This is a genomic window from Nonomuraea sp. NPDC050394 (assembly GCF_044459065.1).
In the GTDB taxonomy this organism is placed as follows: Bacteria; Actinomycetota; Actinomycetes; order Streptosporangiales; family Streptosporangiaceae; genus Nonomuraea.
Genome location: NZ_JBITIO010000018.1, coordinates 61,869 through 77,906 on the forward strand (window position 1 = coordinate 61,869; position 16,038 = coordinate 77,906).

A 16,038-nucleotide genomic window follows, 5' to 3' on the forward strand; every position below is an offset into this window, starting at 1 on the left:
CCTGTCCGGGCCCGTGGGAGTATGTCCGCCATGTATCTTCTCGCGTTCATCGGCGCGTGCGTCCTGGTGGCGATGGTCCCCGGGGTGAGCACCGCGATCATCCTGCGCCAGACGTTGCGCGCGGGCCGCGGCTCGGGCATGGCCGCCACCCTCGGCAACGAGACCGGCATCTTCCTGTGGGCCCTGGCCGCCGCCTTCGGCCTGTCGGCTCTGCTGCTGGCCTCCCAGCTCGCCTACGACGTGATGCGCGTGGCCGGCGCCGGCGTGCTTCTGTACATGGGCGCGCAGTCGTTGTGGCAGGCCCGCAAGCGCCGCCGGGACGAGGCCGCTCCCGAGCTCGCCGAGCCCGTCGCCGTGGACGGCTGGCGCCGGTCCTACCTCGCCGGCCTCGGCACCTGCCTGGCCAACCCCAAGGCCGCGGTGTTCGCCATGTCGTTCCTGCCCCAGTTCGTGCCCCAGGGCCAGAACGTGCCGCTCACGCTCGTCGCCCTCGCCGTCATCTGGGTGCTCGTCGACACCCTCTGGTACGGCCTGGTCATCTGGATGGTCGCGCGCGCCAAGGCGGTGCTCTCCCGCCCGTCCGTGCGCCGCCGCCTGGAGCAGATCTCCGGCGTCGTGCTCATCGGGCTCGGCGTGCGCCTGGTCCTGGAGGCACGATGACGATCTGGTACGGCGCCGCCGGATCCGGCGACCCGGTGCTGCTGCTGCACTCCGGTGTGGCCGACTCCCGCATGTGGGAGCCCCAGGTGGCGGAGCTGACCGGGCGCTTCCGTGTCATCACCCCCGACTACCGTGGCTTCGGCCGTACCCCCTATGAGTCGGCGGAGCCGTTCAGCACCTGTGGAGACGTCGCGGACGTGCTGGACGCGGAGGGTCACGAGCGGGTGGCCATCGTCGCCTCCTCCTACGGCTGCCGCATCGCCCTGCAGCTGGCCCGCCAGGGCCGCGCCACCCGCCTGGTGCTGCTCAACCCGGGTTCCTCCGACGTGCCGAAGACCGACGACATGAAGGCGTTCGGCGCCGAAGAGGACCGGCTGCTGGAGCTGGGCGACATCAGGGGCGCCGCCGAGCTGAACGCCGCCACGTGGCTCGGCCCCCACGCCACGGACGAGGCGCGCGCCCTGGTCGTGGAGATGCAGGCGAACGCCTTCTCGCTGCAGCTCGGCCGTGACGTGGACGAGTTCGAGCCAGACTTCACGCTCGCCGAGATCGATGTGCCCGCCCTGGTCGTCGGCGGTGCCCACGACCTGCTCCACTTCCGGCGCAGTGCCCGTCACCTGGCGGAGAACCTGCCGGACGCGCGGCTCGTCGAGCTCGACTGGGCCGGTCATCTGCCGTCCTTGGAACGTCCGAAGGTGATCACCACGCTGTTGCTGGACTACCTTTAGTCCATGACGAACGACCTGGCAGCCCTGGTACGGCAGGCACAGGACGAGGACCCGCTGCTGGCCCTGCGGGCCACGACCGCGCTGCGGCGAGAGATCGAGCGCATGGAGGCGGTGCAGGTCCGGCGGGCGCGGGTCGCGGGACTGCCCTGGGCGACGATCGCCGACGCGATCGGGGTCAGCAAGCAGGCCGCGCACAAGAAGTACGGCAGACGCTGACCCCTCAGCGGCCGAGGAAATCGGCGTACCACTTCAGGCCGATGTTCCAGGAGTATCCGCGGCGGATCCGCCCCGCCACATCCGGTGGCAGCGTGTCCAGGCCGCGGTGCACCAGCACGACCTCGGTGCCGCCGGCCACCCCGCGGAACTCCACCTCGATCTCCATCGCGCCGTCGTTGAGCAGGTCGGCCCACACCAGGCGCCGGGGCGGCTCCCAGGTGAGGATCCGCCCGGTGTCGACGTGCCCGCCGTCCTTCCAGACCTCGCGCAGGTAGCCGTCCTCGAACCGGATCCCCGCCGCCCGCTCGGCGTCGACCCAGCTGTAGGGCCCGCGCACGTACCACGCGTCGATCTCGTCGGTAAACACCCGGAACGCGGTGCCCGGATCGGCGGACACCGTCACGCTCACGGTGACCGAGTCGGTGGCCCCGCTCACCGGTCGCGCTCCACGTGCTCCTTGAACGAGCCGAGCTGCTCGGCCCAGAACGCCTGGACCTGGTCCAGCCAGGCCTGCAGCGCGGTGAAGGGCTCGGGGCGCAGGGAGTACAGGCGCAGGCGGGCGTCGGCGTCACCGGTCTCCGCCTGGACGAGCCCGCCGGCGCGCAGCACCCGCAGGTGCCGGCTGAGCGCGGGCGCGCTCATCTGGACCGCCTCGGCCAGCTCCCCGGCCGGTCGCGGCCCCTCGCGGAGCAGGTCGACCACCTTGCGCCGGGTCGGGTCGGCGAGCGCTGATAGCGTGGCGTCCAGGTCGTTCACTGTCCCCAGCCCTTAACCGTTAACGTCTGGGGCAACCATATCCCAGGTGAACACGATCACCCCAGGCCCGTCGTTGAGGCGCCGCCAGCCCAGCCGTTCGTAGAGCCGGACGGCGTCCGGCGCCTGCGTGGAGGTCAGCAGCCAGCGTCGCGGCCGGCCGGCGCACAGCTCCTCCAGCAGCCGGCCCGCCAGGCCCCGGCCGCGGGCACGCGGCGAGACGGCCAGCTCGGTCACCTCCAGCGCTCCGGTCAGCCGCTCGGTCCCGGCGATCTCCGCCGCCCGCCCGTAGGACCTGCGCCGGGGGAGGGGAGAAGGGGTGGGGAAGGCCGTACCGAATCCGCAGGGGCGGCCGTCCGCGGTGGCCAGCACCGCCACGAACCCCGCCCGCCGGGAGTCCTCGTCGAGCCGCACGCGGAAGGCTTCGACCTCGTCCTCGCCTTCGTTCCACGGCGGTGGCCCGAACGCCTCCCGGTAAACCTCGACCAGGGCCTCGACGCGGGCCCGCGCGGACTCACCCGTCAGTCGCTCGATCATCGTCAGTCCGGGGCCTTGACCGTGGCGATGCCCAGCGTGCTGGTCATGGGCAGGACGCCGGCCCGGAAGACGGCGCCCAGGACGGGGCCGTTGAGCTGGGCCAGGCGCTGGGCGCGCTCCTCGCCCAGGCTGCGCCACGGCGCGGCGGCCAGGTCGTCGGTCATGCGTTCCACCTGGTCACGCAGCGCGCGTCCGGCGCCGGTGGCCAGGCCGTCGGCGCCGACGAGCCCGCGCTCGCGCAGCCGTTCCGTGGCGGCCGCCCATTCCCCCGGGCTCCAGCCGCGCCCGGCGAAGGTCTCGACCGGCGCGGCGCCGATGGCGGCGAAGGAGACGAGCGACTCACAGCCGTCCAGCCCGGCCGCCTGGAGCGCTGCGAGGTGCCCGTCGCCGCGGTGCTCGCGCAGGATGGTCGCCGCCTGCCAGAGCACGAGGTGCGGTTCGGCGGCCCAGGGCTGGTCGAGGTTGGCGGCGGCCAGGGGGCGTCCCGGCGTGGTGACGCTCTCGGCGGCGGACCGGGCCAGCTCGGCGGCCTCGGCCAGCGCGGGCGAGGTCAGATGGCCGCCCAGCCAGTCGCGGTAGAGGTGGTCCACGGCGTCCAGGCGGGCCGTCAGCACCTCGGCGGGGGAGGCGGTCGCCCAGATCCCGGGTACGTGCCCGGCGACCATGGCCGGGCTGAAGCTGTAGTAGGCGGCGCTGACCAGGTGCGGGCCGGCCGTCCCCAGCGGCGCGGTGCGCCAGGCGAAGTAGCTCGGCCAGCGCGACTCGACGTCGTAGCCGAGCTTCGCGGCCCGCTCGAAGGCCTGCGGGGCGAAGTAGACGGCGGCGTGGACGGGCTCCAGCTGGTGCCACATGCTGCGGGCAAGCCTGGAGATCGTGGACATGAGACGTCCTCTCACTGTCTAATAAGGTTATGGCAGTGACGATAGACGTGTGGCGCATCACTGGTCAATCCCAAATAGACAGTTATGTGGGGCGGTGGGCGGAGCTGGCCGTCGTGCTGGTGAACGCCCTCGCCGTCGACCACGCGCAGGGCCGTACCCGGCCCCTTCCCGCGACGGCGCCCGAACGGCTGGCGGCGCTCGAACCCGCGCTGGCGGACTGGCGCGAGCGCCACCCCCGCGCCCCGGGCGACGGCGGCCCACCCGACACCGGCCCGCCCGACACCGGCCGGCTGGCCGAGGCGGCCATGGCCCTGCGCCCCGCGTTCCTGGCCGGGCCGTACGCGGGCGTGGCCGAGCTCAACGCCCTCCTGGTACGGCACGGCGCCGTCCCCAACCTCCACGGCGAGCCTCCGGTCCTGGCCTTTCACGCGGTCGAGGCCGACGTGGCCGGCGCGATGGCCGCGGACGCGGGCACGGCGCTGGCGATGGTCATCGGCGTGGGGCAGGGGGAGCGGCTGGCCTCATGCCAGGCGACCGGCTGCGAGATGGTGTTCTTCGACGTCACGCGCAACGCCTCGCGCCGGTTCTGCGGGCTGGCCTGCCAGAACCGGGCCAAGGCCGCCGCGTACCGGGCCCGGCGCGCCGGCCCGGCCAAGAAATCTACAACGTAAAGGGCTCGTCCTCCAGCGCCCCGTTCGCCGGGGGCGGCGGGCGGACTCGGCGATCAGGCGCGTGGTGACGTCAGTGCACCGAGAAACCGCCGTCGACGAAGAGCTGCTGGCCGGTGACGAAGGCCGAGGCGGAGGAGGCGAGGAAGACCGCGGCGCCGGCGAAGTCGGCGGGCAGGCCGTTGCGGCCGCTCATGTGGCGGGCGGCGAGCTCCTCGGTGCGCCCGGGGATGGCCTGGGCGGGTTCGGTGAGCGGGGTCAGCACGAAGCCGGGGATGATCGTGTTGACGCACACGCCGTCGCGGGACCAGGCCTCGGCCTGGGAGCGGGTGAGGCCGGCGATGGCGGCCTTGGCGGCGCCGTACACGCCGCTGTTGCCGAAGGCGCTGTTGGTCTGCTGCGAGCCGACGTTGAGGATACGGCCCCAGCCGCGCGCGGCCATGCGGGGGCCGTGGTGCTGGCCGAGGAGGTAGGGGGCGGTGAGGTTGAGCGCGATGGTCTGCTCGTAGTCGTCGTCGGTGAGCTCGGCCATGGGCTTGCGGATGTTGTTGGCGGCGTCGTTGACGAGGATGTCGATCTCGCCGCCCTCCTCGACGACCCGGTCGAGATCGGCCCGGTCGCCGAGGTCGGCGCTGATCCATGAGGCCTTGACCCCGTGCGCGGCCAGCCGGTCGGCGGCCCGGCGCAGCTCGGGCAGCCGGCGGGCGACGATGACCACCTCGGCGCCGGCGCGGCCGATGGCCTCGGCCATGGTGTAGCCGATGCCGGAGCTGCCGCCGGTGACGAGGGCGCGGCGGCCGGCCAGGGAGAACAGTTCGGTCAGGTAAGCGGACACGGCCTCGAAGTTAGCAGCGCGTCCGTCACTCCCTTTCGGGCAGGCGCTTCTTGATGGCGAAGTCGGGCGGCATGATGCCGGGCAGCACCTTGAAGTGGCCGGGCAGGGTCTCGGGCCCGGCTTCCGGGCGGGTGAGGTCGGTGACCTGCCGGGCGGTGGCGCTCTGGCCCTCGACGGTGGCGGTGACGTGGACGGTGTCGCCGTTCTTGACGCCGCCGAGGCCTTCGCGGCCGGCGTTGACGCGGGTGGTGTCGTTGACGGCGTACTCGCGGGAGAAGCCGTCCTCGCTCTTGACGGTGATGCTGTCGGCGTCGGTGGCGGTGACCTCGCCGGTGTGGGTGGCGACGGTCTGGTAGCCGCCGCCGGCCTTGGGCACGACGACCTCGCTGCGGATGCCGCCCATGGCCCTGAGGCGGGCGCGCCTGGGCGGTTCCGGGCTCGCGCTCGGGGGTTCCGCGGTCGGCTCTTCGGTGGGCGCCAGGGTCTCGGTGGGGGTGGCGCTGTCGCTGGGGGCGGGGGTGGGCGAGGCGCTGGCCGCGGTGGCCACGCCCGCTCCGCCGGCGGTGGTGATCACCAGTGCGGCGACGGCGCCGACGATGAGTTTGCGCGGGATCACGCGGACAGGGTCTATGTCGGTCATGGCATGCCTCCTCGATCTACCGGGGAGTCAATGCCGCACGCCGTAAAACGGTCGTAAGACGCAAAAACCGCGTGCGATCGCACGCGGTAGTATGATGGAGAATTGGCCTGTGGCTACACATCTCCTGTGAGGAGTATACCACGCGATGTCCAATCGTCATAGTGCTCTGGCTGAGGCGATCGAGTCCGAGCAGGTCAAGGTCTCGATGTTGTACGGCAGGCTTGACCTCGCGCGCGAGCGGGCCGAGCGGGCGTTGCGCGAGGTGCACGGCGGTGGCGGGGCGGGGCTGACCGCCCGGATGCTGGTCGAACGCGAGGTGACGGCGGGCGAGCAGGCCGGCCGCCTGGCCCGGCTCCACGCGGTCGAGCGGGGCCTGTGCTTCGGCCGCGTCGACGAGAGCGGCGGCCGGGCCATCTACATCGGCCGCATCGGCCTGCGCGACGACGAGCACGAGTCCGTCCTCATCGACTGGCGCGCGCCGGCCGCGCGGCCCTTCTACGTCGCCACCCCCGCCGACCCCGCCGGCCTGGTACGGCGCCGCCACCTGCACACCCGCGCGCGCACGGTGGTGGGACTGGACGACGAGGTGTTCGACCTGGCCGGGATGAGCGAGCACGACCGCCGCGACCTGGTCGGCGAGGCCGCGCTGCTGGCGGCGCTGCGCCGGGGGCGCACCGGCCGGATGACCGACGTCGTGGCCACCATCCAGACCGAGCAGGACCGGGTGATCAGGGCCGGGCTTCAGGGGGCGCTGGTGGTGCAGGGCGGACCCGGCACGGGAAAGACGGTCGCGGCCCTGCACCGGGCGGCGTACCTGCTCTACACCCACTGCGACGTCCTCGACCGGCGCGGCGTGCTCGTGGTCGGCCCGAACCCGATGTTTCTTCGCTACATCGGCCAGGTGCTGCCCGCGCTGGGCGAGACACAGGTGGTGATGGCGACGGTGGGCGAGTTGTTTCCCGGCGTGCGGGCCACCGCGCATGACCCGGCCCCCGTCGCGCTGGTCAAGGGCGACCTGCGGATGGCCGGTTTCGTGGCGGCGGCGGTGCGCGACCGTCAGCGCCTGCCCGAGGGCGACCTGGAGATTGTCTACGACGGCCTGCCCCTGCGGGTGGCGCACCAGACCTGCGCCGCGCTGCGGCGGCGGGCCCGCGCGGTCCGCCTGCCGCACAACATGGCCCGCAAGCTGTTCGTGACCGAGTTGCTCAAGGAACTGGTCGCGGCCGAGGCGCGGGCCCTGGAGGCGGCACTGCGCATCGAGGACCTGGACGACCCCGAGTACGCGCCGCTGGAGCTGGATCGCGACCTCGACGAGACCGACCTCAGGCTGGGCTCTGAGCGCCTGTGGGCGGATGAGGGCGTACGCCGCGCGGTCGACGGCCTCTGGCCGGAGCTGACCCCGCAGCGCCTGATCGGCGAGACGTTCGCCGACCCGCACGCGCTGGCCAGGACCGTGCCGGAAGGCCTTGACCACCGGGCCCTGCTGCGGCCACCGGACGCGGAGTGGACGGTCGGCGACGTCCCGCTGCTGGACGAGGCGGCCGAACTCCTGGGCGAGGACGACTCGGCCCGGCGGGCGGCAGCCCGCGAGGGCGACAGGGAGCGCGAGGAGGAGGAGTTGTTCGCGGGCGAGGTGGTGCGGCTGACCGGCGTCGGTCACCTGCTGGAGGGCGGCGGCCTGGCCGAGCGTCACCACGACGACGGGCCGTGGCGGAGCCTGGCCGAGCGGGCCGCCGCCGACCGCACGTGGGCTTACGGCCACGTGATCGTGGACGAGGCGCAGGAGCTGTCGGCGATGGCCTGGCGGCTGGTCATGCGCCGGGTCCCGGCCCGTTCGCTGACGGTGGTGGGCGACGTGGCGCAGACCGGCTCGGCGGCCGGGGCGCGCACGTGGGCGCAGATGCTCGACCCGTATCTGGAGGGCAGGTGGCGCGAGGAGCGGCTGCTGGTCAACTACCGGACGCCGGTGGAGATCATGCGGCTGGCCGCCGACGTGCTGCTGGAGATCGACCCCGGCCACGAGCCGCCGGAGTCGGTGCGTGAGGGCGGCGCCGAGCCCAGGGCGGTGGCGGGCGGGCCCGAGGTACTGCCCGGCCTGGTGGCGGCCGAGTTGGCGGCGATCGGGGAGGGGCGGGCCGGGGTGATCGTCTCCGATGCGGAGCACGCGCGGGTGGCGGCGCTGTTCCCCGGCGGCGACGACCTCGACGCGCCGGTGGCGGTGCTGACGGTGACGCGGGCCAAGGGGCTGGAGTTCGACACGGTGGTGGTGGTCGATCCGGCGGGGATGAGCGGGCGTGACCTGTATGTGGCGGTGACGCGGGCGACGCGGCGGCTGACGGTGGTGCACGAAGGGCCGCTGCCGAGGGTGCTGGCCCGGCTGGAGTCCCCGGCGTAGCGGCGCCCGCGCGTCAGAGGCAGCGGGCCACTTCGTGGATCTTGTCGGTGACCTCGGCGAGGGTCTTCAGCGTGTCGAGGTCGAGGCGTTCCATGATGCGGCGGAAGTGGCCGAGGCCGGTGTCGTTGATCTGCTCGATCAGCTCGCGGCCCGCCTCGGTCAGGCGGATGCGGCGTACCCGCCGGTCGTGGGGGTCCTCGTAGCGGCTGACCAGGCCGTGGGCGACGAGGCGGTCGACGATGCCGGTGACCGTACCGAGGCCGACGCCGAGGTTGTGCGCGAGGTCCTGACCGGAGGCCGAGCCGTGGAAGGACACGATCATGACGACCTTGAGCTGGCGCAGGGTCAGGTTGCTGTCGAAGAGAGGTGATCGATCCTGGGTGAGGAATCGCCCCAGGTCACGCTGAGTATCGGTGATCCGGCGGATCAGTTCGGCGCGTTCGTCGTCCACTCTCACCCCTTGCTTCCTGAGAAGGTTATCAGGAAGTCCACTGCTCGTTAAATATTCGTGCAAGGCGAAGTGTTAGTCTGGGGCGAACTCTGAAGGGACCCCCATGACCGCTCTCGCCCGGTTGAGCCTTGTCAACCGCAGCCTTGTGATCTTGGTCGCGATCGTGCTCAGCGCGTTCGGCGCATTCACGATTCCGCAGTTGAAGCAGCAGTTGCTGCCCTCTTTGGCCTTCCCCGGCGCGTTCGTGGTCGCTCCTTATCCGGGCGCCTCGCCGGAGATCGTGGAGGATCAGGTCACCAAGCCCATCGAGGACTCCTTCAAGGGCATCGAAGGCATGGAGCAGATCACCTCCACCTCGAAGGAGGGCCTGGCGCAGATCCAGGTGGCCTTCGCCTTCGGCACCGACATCGAGGCCTCGCTCAACAAGATGCAGACGGCGGTCAGCCGCATCCAGTCGCAACTGCCGGACAACGTCGATCCGCAGGTCGTTGCGGGCAACACCGACGACATCCCGGTGATGGTGCTGTCGGTGGGCGACGGCGGCGACCCCCGGGCGATGGCCGACAAGCTGCGCACGATCATGGTGCCGGAGTTGCAGGCGGTCGAGGGCGTACGCGAGGCGTCGGTCACCGGCACCCGCGACGAGGTGGTCACCATCACGCCCGACGCCAAGAAGATGGCCAAGGCGGGCGTGTCGGCGGCGCAGATCCCCGAGGTGCTGAAGGCCAACGGCACGCCGATCCCGGCCGGCTCGCTGACCGACGACGGCAAGTCGCTGTCGGTTCAGGTGGGCGCCCGGATCGACTCGCTGAACAAGCTCAAGGACCTCTACCTCACCCCGGCCCAGCCCCAGGCGCAGCCGCAGAACCCGGCCCAGGCCCGTCCGCAGGGCCAGCCGCAGGGTCAGCCCCAGGCGCAGCCGCAGGGGCGCCCGCAGACCGGACAGATTCCGGCGCAGGCGATCCCGACGCCGAAGCCGCTCAAGCCGGTCAAGCTCGGCTCCGTGGCCACGGTCGAGCGCGGCCTGGCCGAGGCGAGCACGATCACCCGTACCGACGGCCACACCAGCCTCGGCGTGTCGGTGACGATGTCGCCCGACGGCAACGCCGTGACGATCTCCGACGAGATCCGCGAGAAGCTGCCCGAGCTGACCAAGTCGCTGGGCGACTCCTCGAACACGGCGGTCGAGGTGGTCTTCGACCAGGCCCCCTACGTCCAGGAGTCGATCAAGAGCCTGACCACCGAGGGCCTGCTGGGCCTGGCCTTCGCCGTCCTGGTCATCCTGGTCTTCCTGCTGTCGGTGCGCTCGACGCTGGTGACCGCGGTCTCGATCCCGCTGTCGGTCGTCATCGCGCTGATCGCGCTCTGGGCGGGCGACTACTCGCTCAACATGCTCACGCTCGGCGCGCTCACGATCGCCGTCGGCCGCGTGGTCGACGACTCGATCGTGGTGCTGGAGAACATCAAACGCCATCTCGCGTACGGCGAGGCCAAACTCCAAGCCATCCTGACCGCGGTCCGCGAGGTGTCGGGCGCGGTCACGGCCTCGACGCTGACCACGGTGGCGGTGTTCGCGCCGATCGCGGTCGTCGGCGGCATGGTCGGCGAACTGTTCGGCCCGTTCTCGGTCACGGTGGCCGTCGCCCTGCTGGCCTCGCTGGTGGTGTCGCTGACCGTGGTGCCGGTGCTGGCGTACTGGTTCCTGAAGACGCCGAAGCTGACGCCCGAGCAGGCGCGCGCCTACCGGGAGAAGGCCGAGGCGAAGGAACTGCGCAGTCCGCTGCAGCGCATGTACCTGCCGGTGCTGCGCTTCGCGACCCGCTTCCGGGTGGTGACGCTGCTCATCGGCGTGGCCGTCTTCGTGGGCACGATGGGCCTGGCCGGGCAGATGCGGACGAACTTCCTGGACTCCTCCGGGCAGAACACGATCTCGATCAGCCAGAAGATGCCGGTCGGCACCGACCTGAAGACCACCGACGCGGCGGCCAAGAAGGTGGAGGACTCGCTGTCCGGGCTGGACGGCGTGGAGTCCTACCAGGTCAACGTGGGCGGCGGCAACCAGATGCAGGGTGGCGTCGGCGGTGGCGCCGACCGGGCCTCGTACTCGGTGACGCTGAAGGAGGACGTCGACACGGTCGCGGTCGAGCAGCGCATCCGCGAGCGGCTGGAAGGGCTGAGCGGCGTCGGCGAGGTGAAGGTCGGCGCGCAGAGTGGCGGGTTCTCCTCCGACTCCATCGACGTGATCGTCCAGGCGCCGGAGGCGGAGTCGCTGCGCACGGCGTCCGAGGCGGTCAAGGCCGCGATGACCGACGTGCCCGGCCTGCGTGACGTCTCCTCGAACCTGGAGGCCAGCGCGCCGCGCGTCGAGGTGCGGGTGGACCGGGAGAAGGCGGCGGAGAAGGGCCTGTCGGAGGCCCAGGTGGGCCAGGCCGTGGCGCAGGCCTTCCGCGGCGCGCCGCTGGGCGAGGTCACGCTCGACGGCCGCTCCTCCGACCTGGTGCTGCGCGGCGACGACGCGCCCGCCGACATCAAGGAGATCGAGAAGCTGAAGCTGCCGACCGCGGCGGGCCTGGTGAAGCTGTCGTCGGTGGCCGACGTCGAAGAGGTGGCGGGGCCCACGCAGGTCTCGCGCATCGACGGCGAGCGCTCGGCGACGATCTCGGCCAAGGCGGCGGGAAGCGACCTGGGCAGCGTGACGCAGACGCTGACGACGAAGCTGGACGGCGTGGCCCTGGGCGCCGGCGCCTCCTACACCATCGGCGGCGTCTCGGCCGACCAGGCGGAGGCGTTCTCGGACCTGGGCATCGCGATGCTCGCGGCGATCGCGATCGTCTTCATGATCATGGTGGCGACGTTCCGCTCGTTCATCCAGCCGCTGATCCTGCTGGTGTCGATCCCGTTCGCGGCGACGGGCGCGATCGGCCTGCTGGTGGCCACGGACACGGCGCTGGGCGTGCCGGCGCTGATCGGCATGCTGATGCTGATCGGCATCGTGGTAACGAACGCGATCGTGCTGATCGACCTGATCAACCAGTACCGCGAGCAGGGGATGGGCATCGTCGAGGCGGTCGTCGAAGGCGGCCGGCGCAGGCTGCGGCCGATCCTGATGACGGCGGTGGCGACGATCTGTGCCCTCACCCCGATGGCGCTGGGCGTGACCGGGTCGGGCGGGTTCATCTCGCAGCCGCTGGCGATCGTGGTCATCGGCGGCCTGATCTCCTCGACGCTGCTGACCCTCGTGCTGGTGCCGACCCTGTACACGATGGTCGAGCGCACGAAGGACCGCCTGCGCCGCAAGCCCGCGGCCGAGGTGGAGGAAGAGCCGAAGGTCCTGGCCTCGGCGCCCTGATCCGGGCATGGACGCGCTGCGGCGGACGGGCGTGGTGCCCCGCCCGCCGCGCTCGCCCACCTGCGGGTCGCACCACCCGCCACTACCTGCCCCAGTGTGGCCGGGGCGGCGTGCCTTGGCCGGTCGGCGCACCATAGACTCATGGAACGTGACTAAGCCGCGTATCCCCAATGTCCTGGCCGCCCGCTACGCCTCCCCTGAGCTGGCGCGTCTGTGGTCTCCCGAGCACAAGGTCGTCGCCGAGCGGCGGTTGTGGCTGGCGGTGCTGCGGGCGCAGGCGGAGCTGGGCGTGGCGGTGCCCGAGGGTGCGGTCGCCGACTACGAGAAGGTGATCGAGGACGTCGATCTGGCCTCGATCGCCGAGCGGGAGCGGGTCAGCCGGCACGACGTGAAGGCGCGCATCGAGGAGTTCAACGCGCTGGCCGGGCACGAGCAGGTCCACAAGGGGATGACCTCGCGCGACCTCACCGAGAACGTCGAGCAGCTCCAGATCCGCGACAGCCTGCTGCTGGTGCGCGAGCGCACGGTGGCGCTGCTGGCCCGGCTGGCGACGCTGGCCGAGGAGCATGAGGCCACGGTGATGGCCGGCCGTTCCCACAACGTGGCGGCGCAGGCGACGACGCTGGGCAAGCGGTTCGCGAGCGCGGCCGACGAGCTGCTGGTGGCGTACACCCGGCTGGAGGAGCTGATCGCCCGCTATCCGCTGCGCGGGATCAAGGGCCCGGTCGGCACCGCCCAGGACATGCTCGACCTGCTGGGCGGCGACCGCGAGAAGCTGGCCGAGCTGGAGAACCGGGTCGCCGCGCACCTGGGCTTCGAGCGGCGCTTCACCTCGGTGGGGCAGGTGTATCCGCGCTCGCTGGACTACGACGTGGTCACCGCGCTGGTCCAGCTGGCCGGGGCGCCGTCGTCGCTGGCCAGGACGATCCGGCTGATGGCCGGGCACGAGCTGGTGACCGAGGGCTTCAAGGAGGGCCAGGTCGGTTCGTCGGCGATGCCGCACAAGATGAACACGCGCTCGTGTGAGCGGGTCAACGGCCTCACCGTGATCCTGCGCGGCTACGCCTCGATGGTGGGCGAGCTGGCGGGCGACCAGTGGAACGAGGGCGACGTCTCATGCTCGGTCGTGCGCCGCGTGGCGTTGCCTGACGCGTTCTTCGCCTTCGACGGGCTGGTGGAGACGATGCTGACGGTGCTGGACGAGTTCGGCGCCTTCCCCGCGGTGATCGCCGCCGAGCTGGACCGCTATCTGCCGTTCCTGGCGACGACGAAGATGCTGATGGCGGCGGTGCGGGCCGGGGTGGGCAGGGAGCAGGCGCACGAGCTGATCAAGGAGCACGCGGTGGCGGCGGCGCTGGCGATGCGCTCGCGCGGCGCCGCCAACGAGCTCCTGGACCGCCTGGCCGCCGACGGACGTTTCCCGCTGGACCGCGCGGCACTGGAAGCGCTCCTGGCCGATCGCGTGTCCTTCACCGGCGCCGCGGCCGACCAGGTGGAATCGGTCTCACAGCGGGTGGGCCACGTGGTCTCGGCCCACCCGGAGGCGGCGGCGTACCGGCCGGGTTCGATTCTGTGATCCACGAGCTCACCTCCCCGGCGCAGGTCCGGGCCGCGTGCGGCGACGACGACCTGCTGATGTGGGCGGCCCAGGGCCTCGGGCCGGGCGCGCGGGCGTGGGCACTGGGCGACGCGGTGGTGACCGCCGCACCGGACCTCGCCCGCCGCGACCGCCTGGCGGTTGGCGGCAGTACGGCGAGCGCCGTCCCGCTGGTCCGCCACGCCCTGGCGGAGCTGGGCCCGGCCTACCGCCCGCTGGGCGGGACGCGGACGATCGCCGAGGTGGCGGCGAAGGTCGAGGGGATGGAGGTGGCAGGCGAATTCTCCTGGATGAGCCTGCCGTCCGAGCCGTCCGTCCCTGCTGCGGCCGACGAGCTTGAGGTGAGCTGGCTGCCCGGCGAGGCGTCCCCGGAGGTGGCGGCGCTGCTGACGGACTTCGCCCCGGAGTCGTACGCGGTGCCCGGCGCCGCCGGGGTGACGCGGTGGGCGGGCCTGCGGGCGCGGGGCAAGCTGGCCGCGGTGGCGGCGGACGCGTGGAGCGCGCCGGACGTGGGCTTATTGGCCGGGGTCGCGACCGCGGGGCCGTTCCGCGGAAAGGGGTTGGGGGAGCGGGTGTGCCGGTGGATGTCACGGGAACTGGTGCACGCCTATGGCCGGGCCGCATTGATGGTCGACGACGACAACGGACCGGCCCTGGGCGTCTACACCCGAATCGGCTACACCCGCCGCAGAATCGCGGCAGCAGGCCTCACCCCCTAGCCCAACCACCACCCCCAACACCCCCAAAATCGGGCACCCGGCACCCCGACACTCGGTACTCCGGTACTCCGGCACTCCGCCGCTCTGGTATCCGGGCCGGCCGTGGTCGGGATGGCCGGGGTTGGGGAAGGGTTTCCCGTTCGGGTGGCCGGCGGGCGCCGTTGCGGCGGCCGGCCCGTCCGACGTGAGAAGCGATCCCCCCGGCCTGCGCGCGCCGGCGTCGGCGGGTGGTGTGAGGGGTGGCGGAGCCGTAAAGGATGGAAGGGTGTTTCAGGGACCTTCCAGGGCATACTGCATGACGCGAAACTTCGCCTGGGCCTCGGCGAGTTCGAGGGCGGGGTCGCTGGTGGACATGATGCCCCCGCCGGCGAACAGGCGGGCGCGGCGGCCGCTGATCTGGGCCGAGCGCAGGGCGATGCCCCACTCGCCGTCGCCGTGGGCGTCGATCCAGCCCACCGGGCCCGCGTAGCCCGCGCGGTCCATGCCCTCGAGTTCGCGGATCACGTCGATGGCGGTGTCGGTGGGGGTGCCGCCTACGGCGGCCGTGGGGTGCATGGCGGCCACCACGTCCAGGACGGAGGCGCCGTCGGCCAGACGGCCGCTCACGTGGCTGGCCAGGTGCTGGACGTTGGGCAGCACGAGGAGTTCCGGCTCGTCGGGGGTCTGCAGGGCCGAGCAGAGCGGGGCCAGCGTGTCGCGGACGCTGGCGATCGCGCACTCGTGCTCGTGCCGGTCCTTGGCGCTGGCCAGCAGCGCGGCGCCGCGGGAGAGATCGTCGGAGGGGCTGGTGCCGCGCGGAGTGGTGCCGGCCAGGACCAGGGATTCGATCTCCTGGCCGGTGCGCCGGATGAGGAGTTCCGGCGTGGCGCCGACCATGCCGGCCACGGAGAAGGTGTAGCAGTCGGGGTAGCGGGTGGCCAGGCGCCCCAGCAGCAGTCGGATGTCGATGGCGCGCTCGGCGGTGGCCAGCAGGTCGCGGGCCAGGACGACCTTCTCGAGTTCGCCGTCGCGGATGCGCTGGGCGGCGCGGGCGACGATGGTCTCCCATTCGGGTGCGGTGAGGCTGCCGTCGCCGTAGCTGATGCGGCCGGGGGTGCGGATCGGGCTGAAGCGTTCGAGGGGGGCGTCGCCGATCGTGGTGAGCCAGGCGTGGCCGTCGCGGCGGGCCAGGACCGCCTGCGGGACGACGAGGACGGAGCCGGGGGAGTCCTCGTCGAAGGTGAAGGTGCCGAACGCCACCGGCCCGGTGCCGGGGGTGCCCACGTCGTCGCGGACGTCGGCGTGGCCGAAGACGTCGGTGAGCCACTCGCGGGCCCAGGCGAAGCGCCCGGGGCCGGGCGGGACGGCCACGCGGGCGGCTTCTCCCCAGCCGACCAGTCCTTGTCCATGCCGGATCCACGCATAGGGCGCGGTCTTCGGCAGGGATTGCAGCAGGTCGCCGGGGTCGCCTACCGAGGTGGTGCGAACCGGCAGAGGGCGGGTGATTCCGAGCGCGACACTCACTCAAGACACTCTATGCGGGAACTGAACACGTTCGACTCCCGGCCCCGTGAATGACCGGTTACGGACCATGAACACGAAAATTTTCGCGTGTTGCGGATCGGGCGTG

At 72.2% G+C, this 16,038-nt stretch carries 16 protein-coding genes; 8 read left to right on the forward strand and 8 right to left on the reverse strand.

The window, feature by feature from the left end:
- The first annotated feature begins 30 nt into the window (after nt 1-30).
- Genes ACIBKY_RS45940 through ACIBKY_RS45950 form a run of 3 tightly spaced genes read left to right on the forward strand, consistent with a single transcriptional unit; the run spans nt 31 to nt 1,604 of the window.
- Complete coding sequence (locus ACIBKY_RS45940; RefSeq protein WP_397107401.1) at nt 31-660, forward strand: LysE family translocator; 630 nt, start codon at nt 31-33, stop codon at nt 658-660.
- Nucleotides 657-1,388, forward strand: a complete 732-nt coding sequence (locus tag ACIBKY_RS45945; RefSeq protein ID WP_397107403.1) for an alpha/beta fold hydrolase — start codon at nt 657-659, stop codon at nt 1,386-1,388. The genes ACIBKY_RS45940 and ACIBKY_RS45945 overlap by 4 nt, the downstream gene beginning before the upstream one ends.
- Before the next feature lie 3 nt (nt 1,389-1,391).
- Entirely contained in the window at nt 1,392-1,604 is a 213-nt protein-coding gene (locus tag ACIBKY_RS45950; protein WP_397107405.1) for a hypothetical protein, read from the forward strand.
- Between the two features lie 4 nt (nt 1,605-1,608).
- Here the strand turns inward: ACIBKY_RS45950 and ACIBKY_RS45955 are convergent, their stop codons facing one another.
- Genes ACIBKY_RS45955 through ACIBKY_RS45970 form a run of 4 tightly spaced genes read right to left on the reverse strand, consistent with a single transcriptional unit; the run spans nt 1,609 to nt 3,775 of the window.
- A complete protein-coding gene (locus ACIBKY_RS45955; RefSeq protein ID WP_397107407.1) occupies nt 1,609-2,040 on the reverse strand; it encodes an SRPBCC domain-containing protein in 432 nt (143 codons plus the stop codon).
- Nucleotides 2,037-2,360, reverse strand: a complete 324-nt coding sequence (locus tag ACIBKY_RS45960; protein WP_397107409.1) for an ArsR/SmtB family transcription factor — start codon at nt 2,358-2,360, stop codon at nt 2,037-2,039. Before ACIBKY_RS45960 ends, ACIBKY_RS45955 begins: the two co-directional genes overlap by 4 nt.
- A gap of 12 nt (nt 2,361-2,372) precedes the next feature.
- A complete protein-coding gene (locus ACIBKY_RS45965) occupies nt 2,373-2,894 on the reverse strand; it encodes a GNAT family N-acetyltransferase (RefSeq protein WP_397107411.1) in 522 nt (173 codons plus the stop codon).
- Between the two features lie 2 nt (nt 2,895-2,896).
- Nucleotides 2,897-3,775, reverse strand: coding sequence for a hypothetical protein (locus ACIBKY_RS45970; RefSeq protein WP_397107413.1), 879 nt, complete (start codon nt 3,773-3,775; stop codon nt 2,897-2,899).
- Between the two features lie 29 nt (nt 3,776-3,804).
- Between ACIBKY_RS45970 and ACIBKY_RS45975 the strand changes: the two genes are divergently transcribed.
- On the forward strand, nt 3,805-4,446 hold the full coding sequence (locus tag ACIBKY_RS45975; RefSeq protein WP_397107415.1) for a CGNR zinc finger domain-containing protein: 642 nt from the start codon (nt 3,805-3,807) through the stop codon (nt 4,444-4,446).
- A gap of 70 nt (nt 4,447-4,516) precedes the next feature.
- Here ACIBKY_RS45975 and ACIBKY_RS45980 read toward each other — a convergent pair whose 3' ends face one another.
- Nucleotides 4,517-5,278: an SDR family NAD(P)-dependent oxidoreductase gene (locus ACIBKY_RS45980; RefSeq protein ID WP_397107417.1), complete on the reverse strand. Its 762-nt coding sequence runs from the start codon at nt 5,276-5,278 to the stop codon at nt 4,517-4,519.
- 25 nt (nt 5,279-5,303) lie between these two features.
- Complete coding sequence (locus ACIBKY_RS45985; RefSeq protein ID WP_397107419.1) at nt 5,304-5,918, reverse strand: hypothetical protein; 615 nt, start codon at nt 5,916-5,918, stop codon at nt 5,304-5,306.
- Between the two features lie 145 nt (nt 5,919-6,063).
- Between ACIBKY_RS45985 and ACIBKY_RS45990 the strand changes: the two genes are divergently transcribed.
- A complete protein-coding gene (locus ACIBKY_RS45990) occupies nt 6,064-8,313 on the forward strand; it encodes a HelD family protein (protein WP_397107421.1) in 2,250 nt (749 codons plus the stop codon).
- A gap of 13 nt (nt 8,314-8,326) precedes the next feature.
- Here ACIBKY_RS45990 and ACIBKY_RS45995 read toward each other — a convergent pair whose 3' ends face one another.
- Nucleotides 8,327-8,770 carry a MarR family winged helix-turn-helix transcriptional regulator gene (locus tag ACIBKY_RS45995; RefSeq protein WP_397107423.1) on the reverse strand — a complete coding sequence of 148 codons (444 nt, stop codon included), beginning with the start codon at nt 8,768-8,770 and terminating at the stop codon, nt 8,327-8,329.
- A gap of 97 nt (nt 8,771-8,867) precedes the next feature.
- Here ACIBKY_RS45995 and ACIBKY_RS46000 point away from each other — a divergent pair, with 97 nt between their 5' ends.
- From ACIBKY_RS46000 to ACIBKY_RS46010, 3 genes are all read left to right on the forward strand, one after another.
- Nucleotides 8,868-12,113: an efflux RND transporter permease subunit gene (locus ACIBKY_RS46000; RefSeq protein WP_397107425.1), complete on the forward strand. Its 3,246-nt coding sequence runs from the start codon at nt 8,868-8,870 to the stop codon at nt 12,111-12,113.
- Between the two features lie 148 nt (nt 12,114-12,261).
- The gene (purB, locus tag ACIBKY_RS46005; protein WP_397107427.1) at nt 12,262-13,689 is read left to right on the forward strand and encodes an adenylosuccinate lyase; all 1,428 of its coding nucleotides are present in this window, start codon (nt 12,262-12,264) and stop codon (nt 13,687-13,689) included.
- Nucleotides 13,686-14,429: a GNAT family N-acetyltransferase gene (locus tag ACIBKY_RS46010; RefSeq protein ID WP_397107429.1), complete on the forward strand. Its 744-nt coding sequence runs from the start codon at nt 13,686-13,688 to the stop codon at nt 14,427-14,429. The genes purB and ACIBKY_RS46010 overlap by 4 nt, the downstream gene beginning before the upstream one ends.
- A 270-nt stretch (nt 14,430-14,699) precedes the next feature.
- On the opposite strand, the gene ACIBKY_RS46015 is transcribed toward ACIBKY_RS46010, so the two are convergent.
- The gene (locus ACIBKY_RS46015; protein ID WP_397107431.1) at nt 14,700-15,932 is read right to left on the reverse strand and encodes an isochorismate synthase MenF; all 1,233 of its coding nucleotides are present in this window, start codon (nt 15,930-15,932) and stop codon (nt 14,700-14,702) included.
- Nucleotides 15,933-16,038 lie beyond the last annotated feature (106 nt).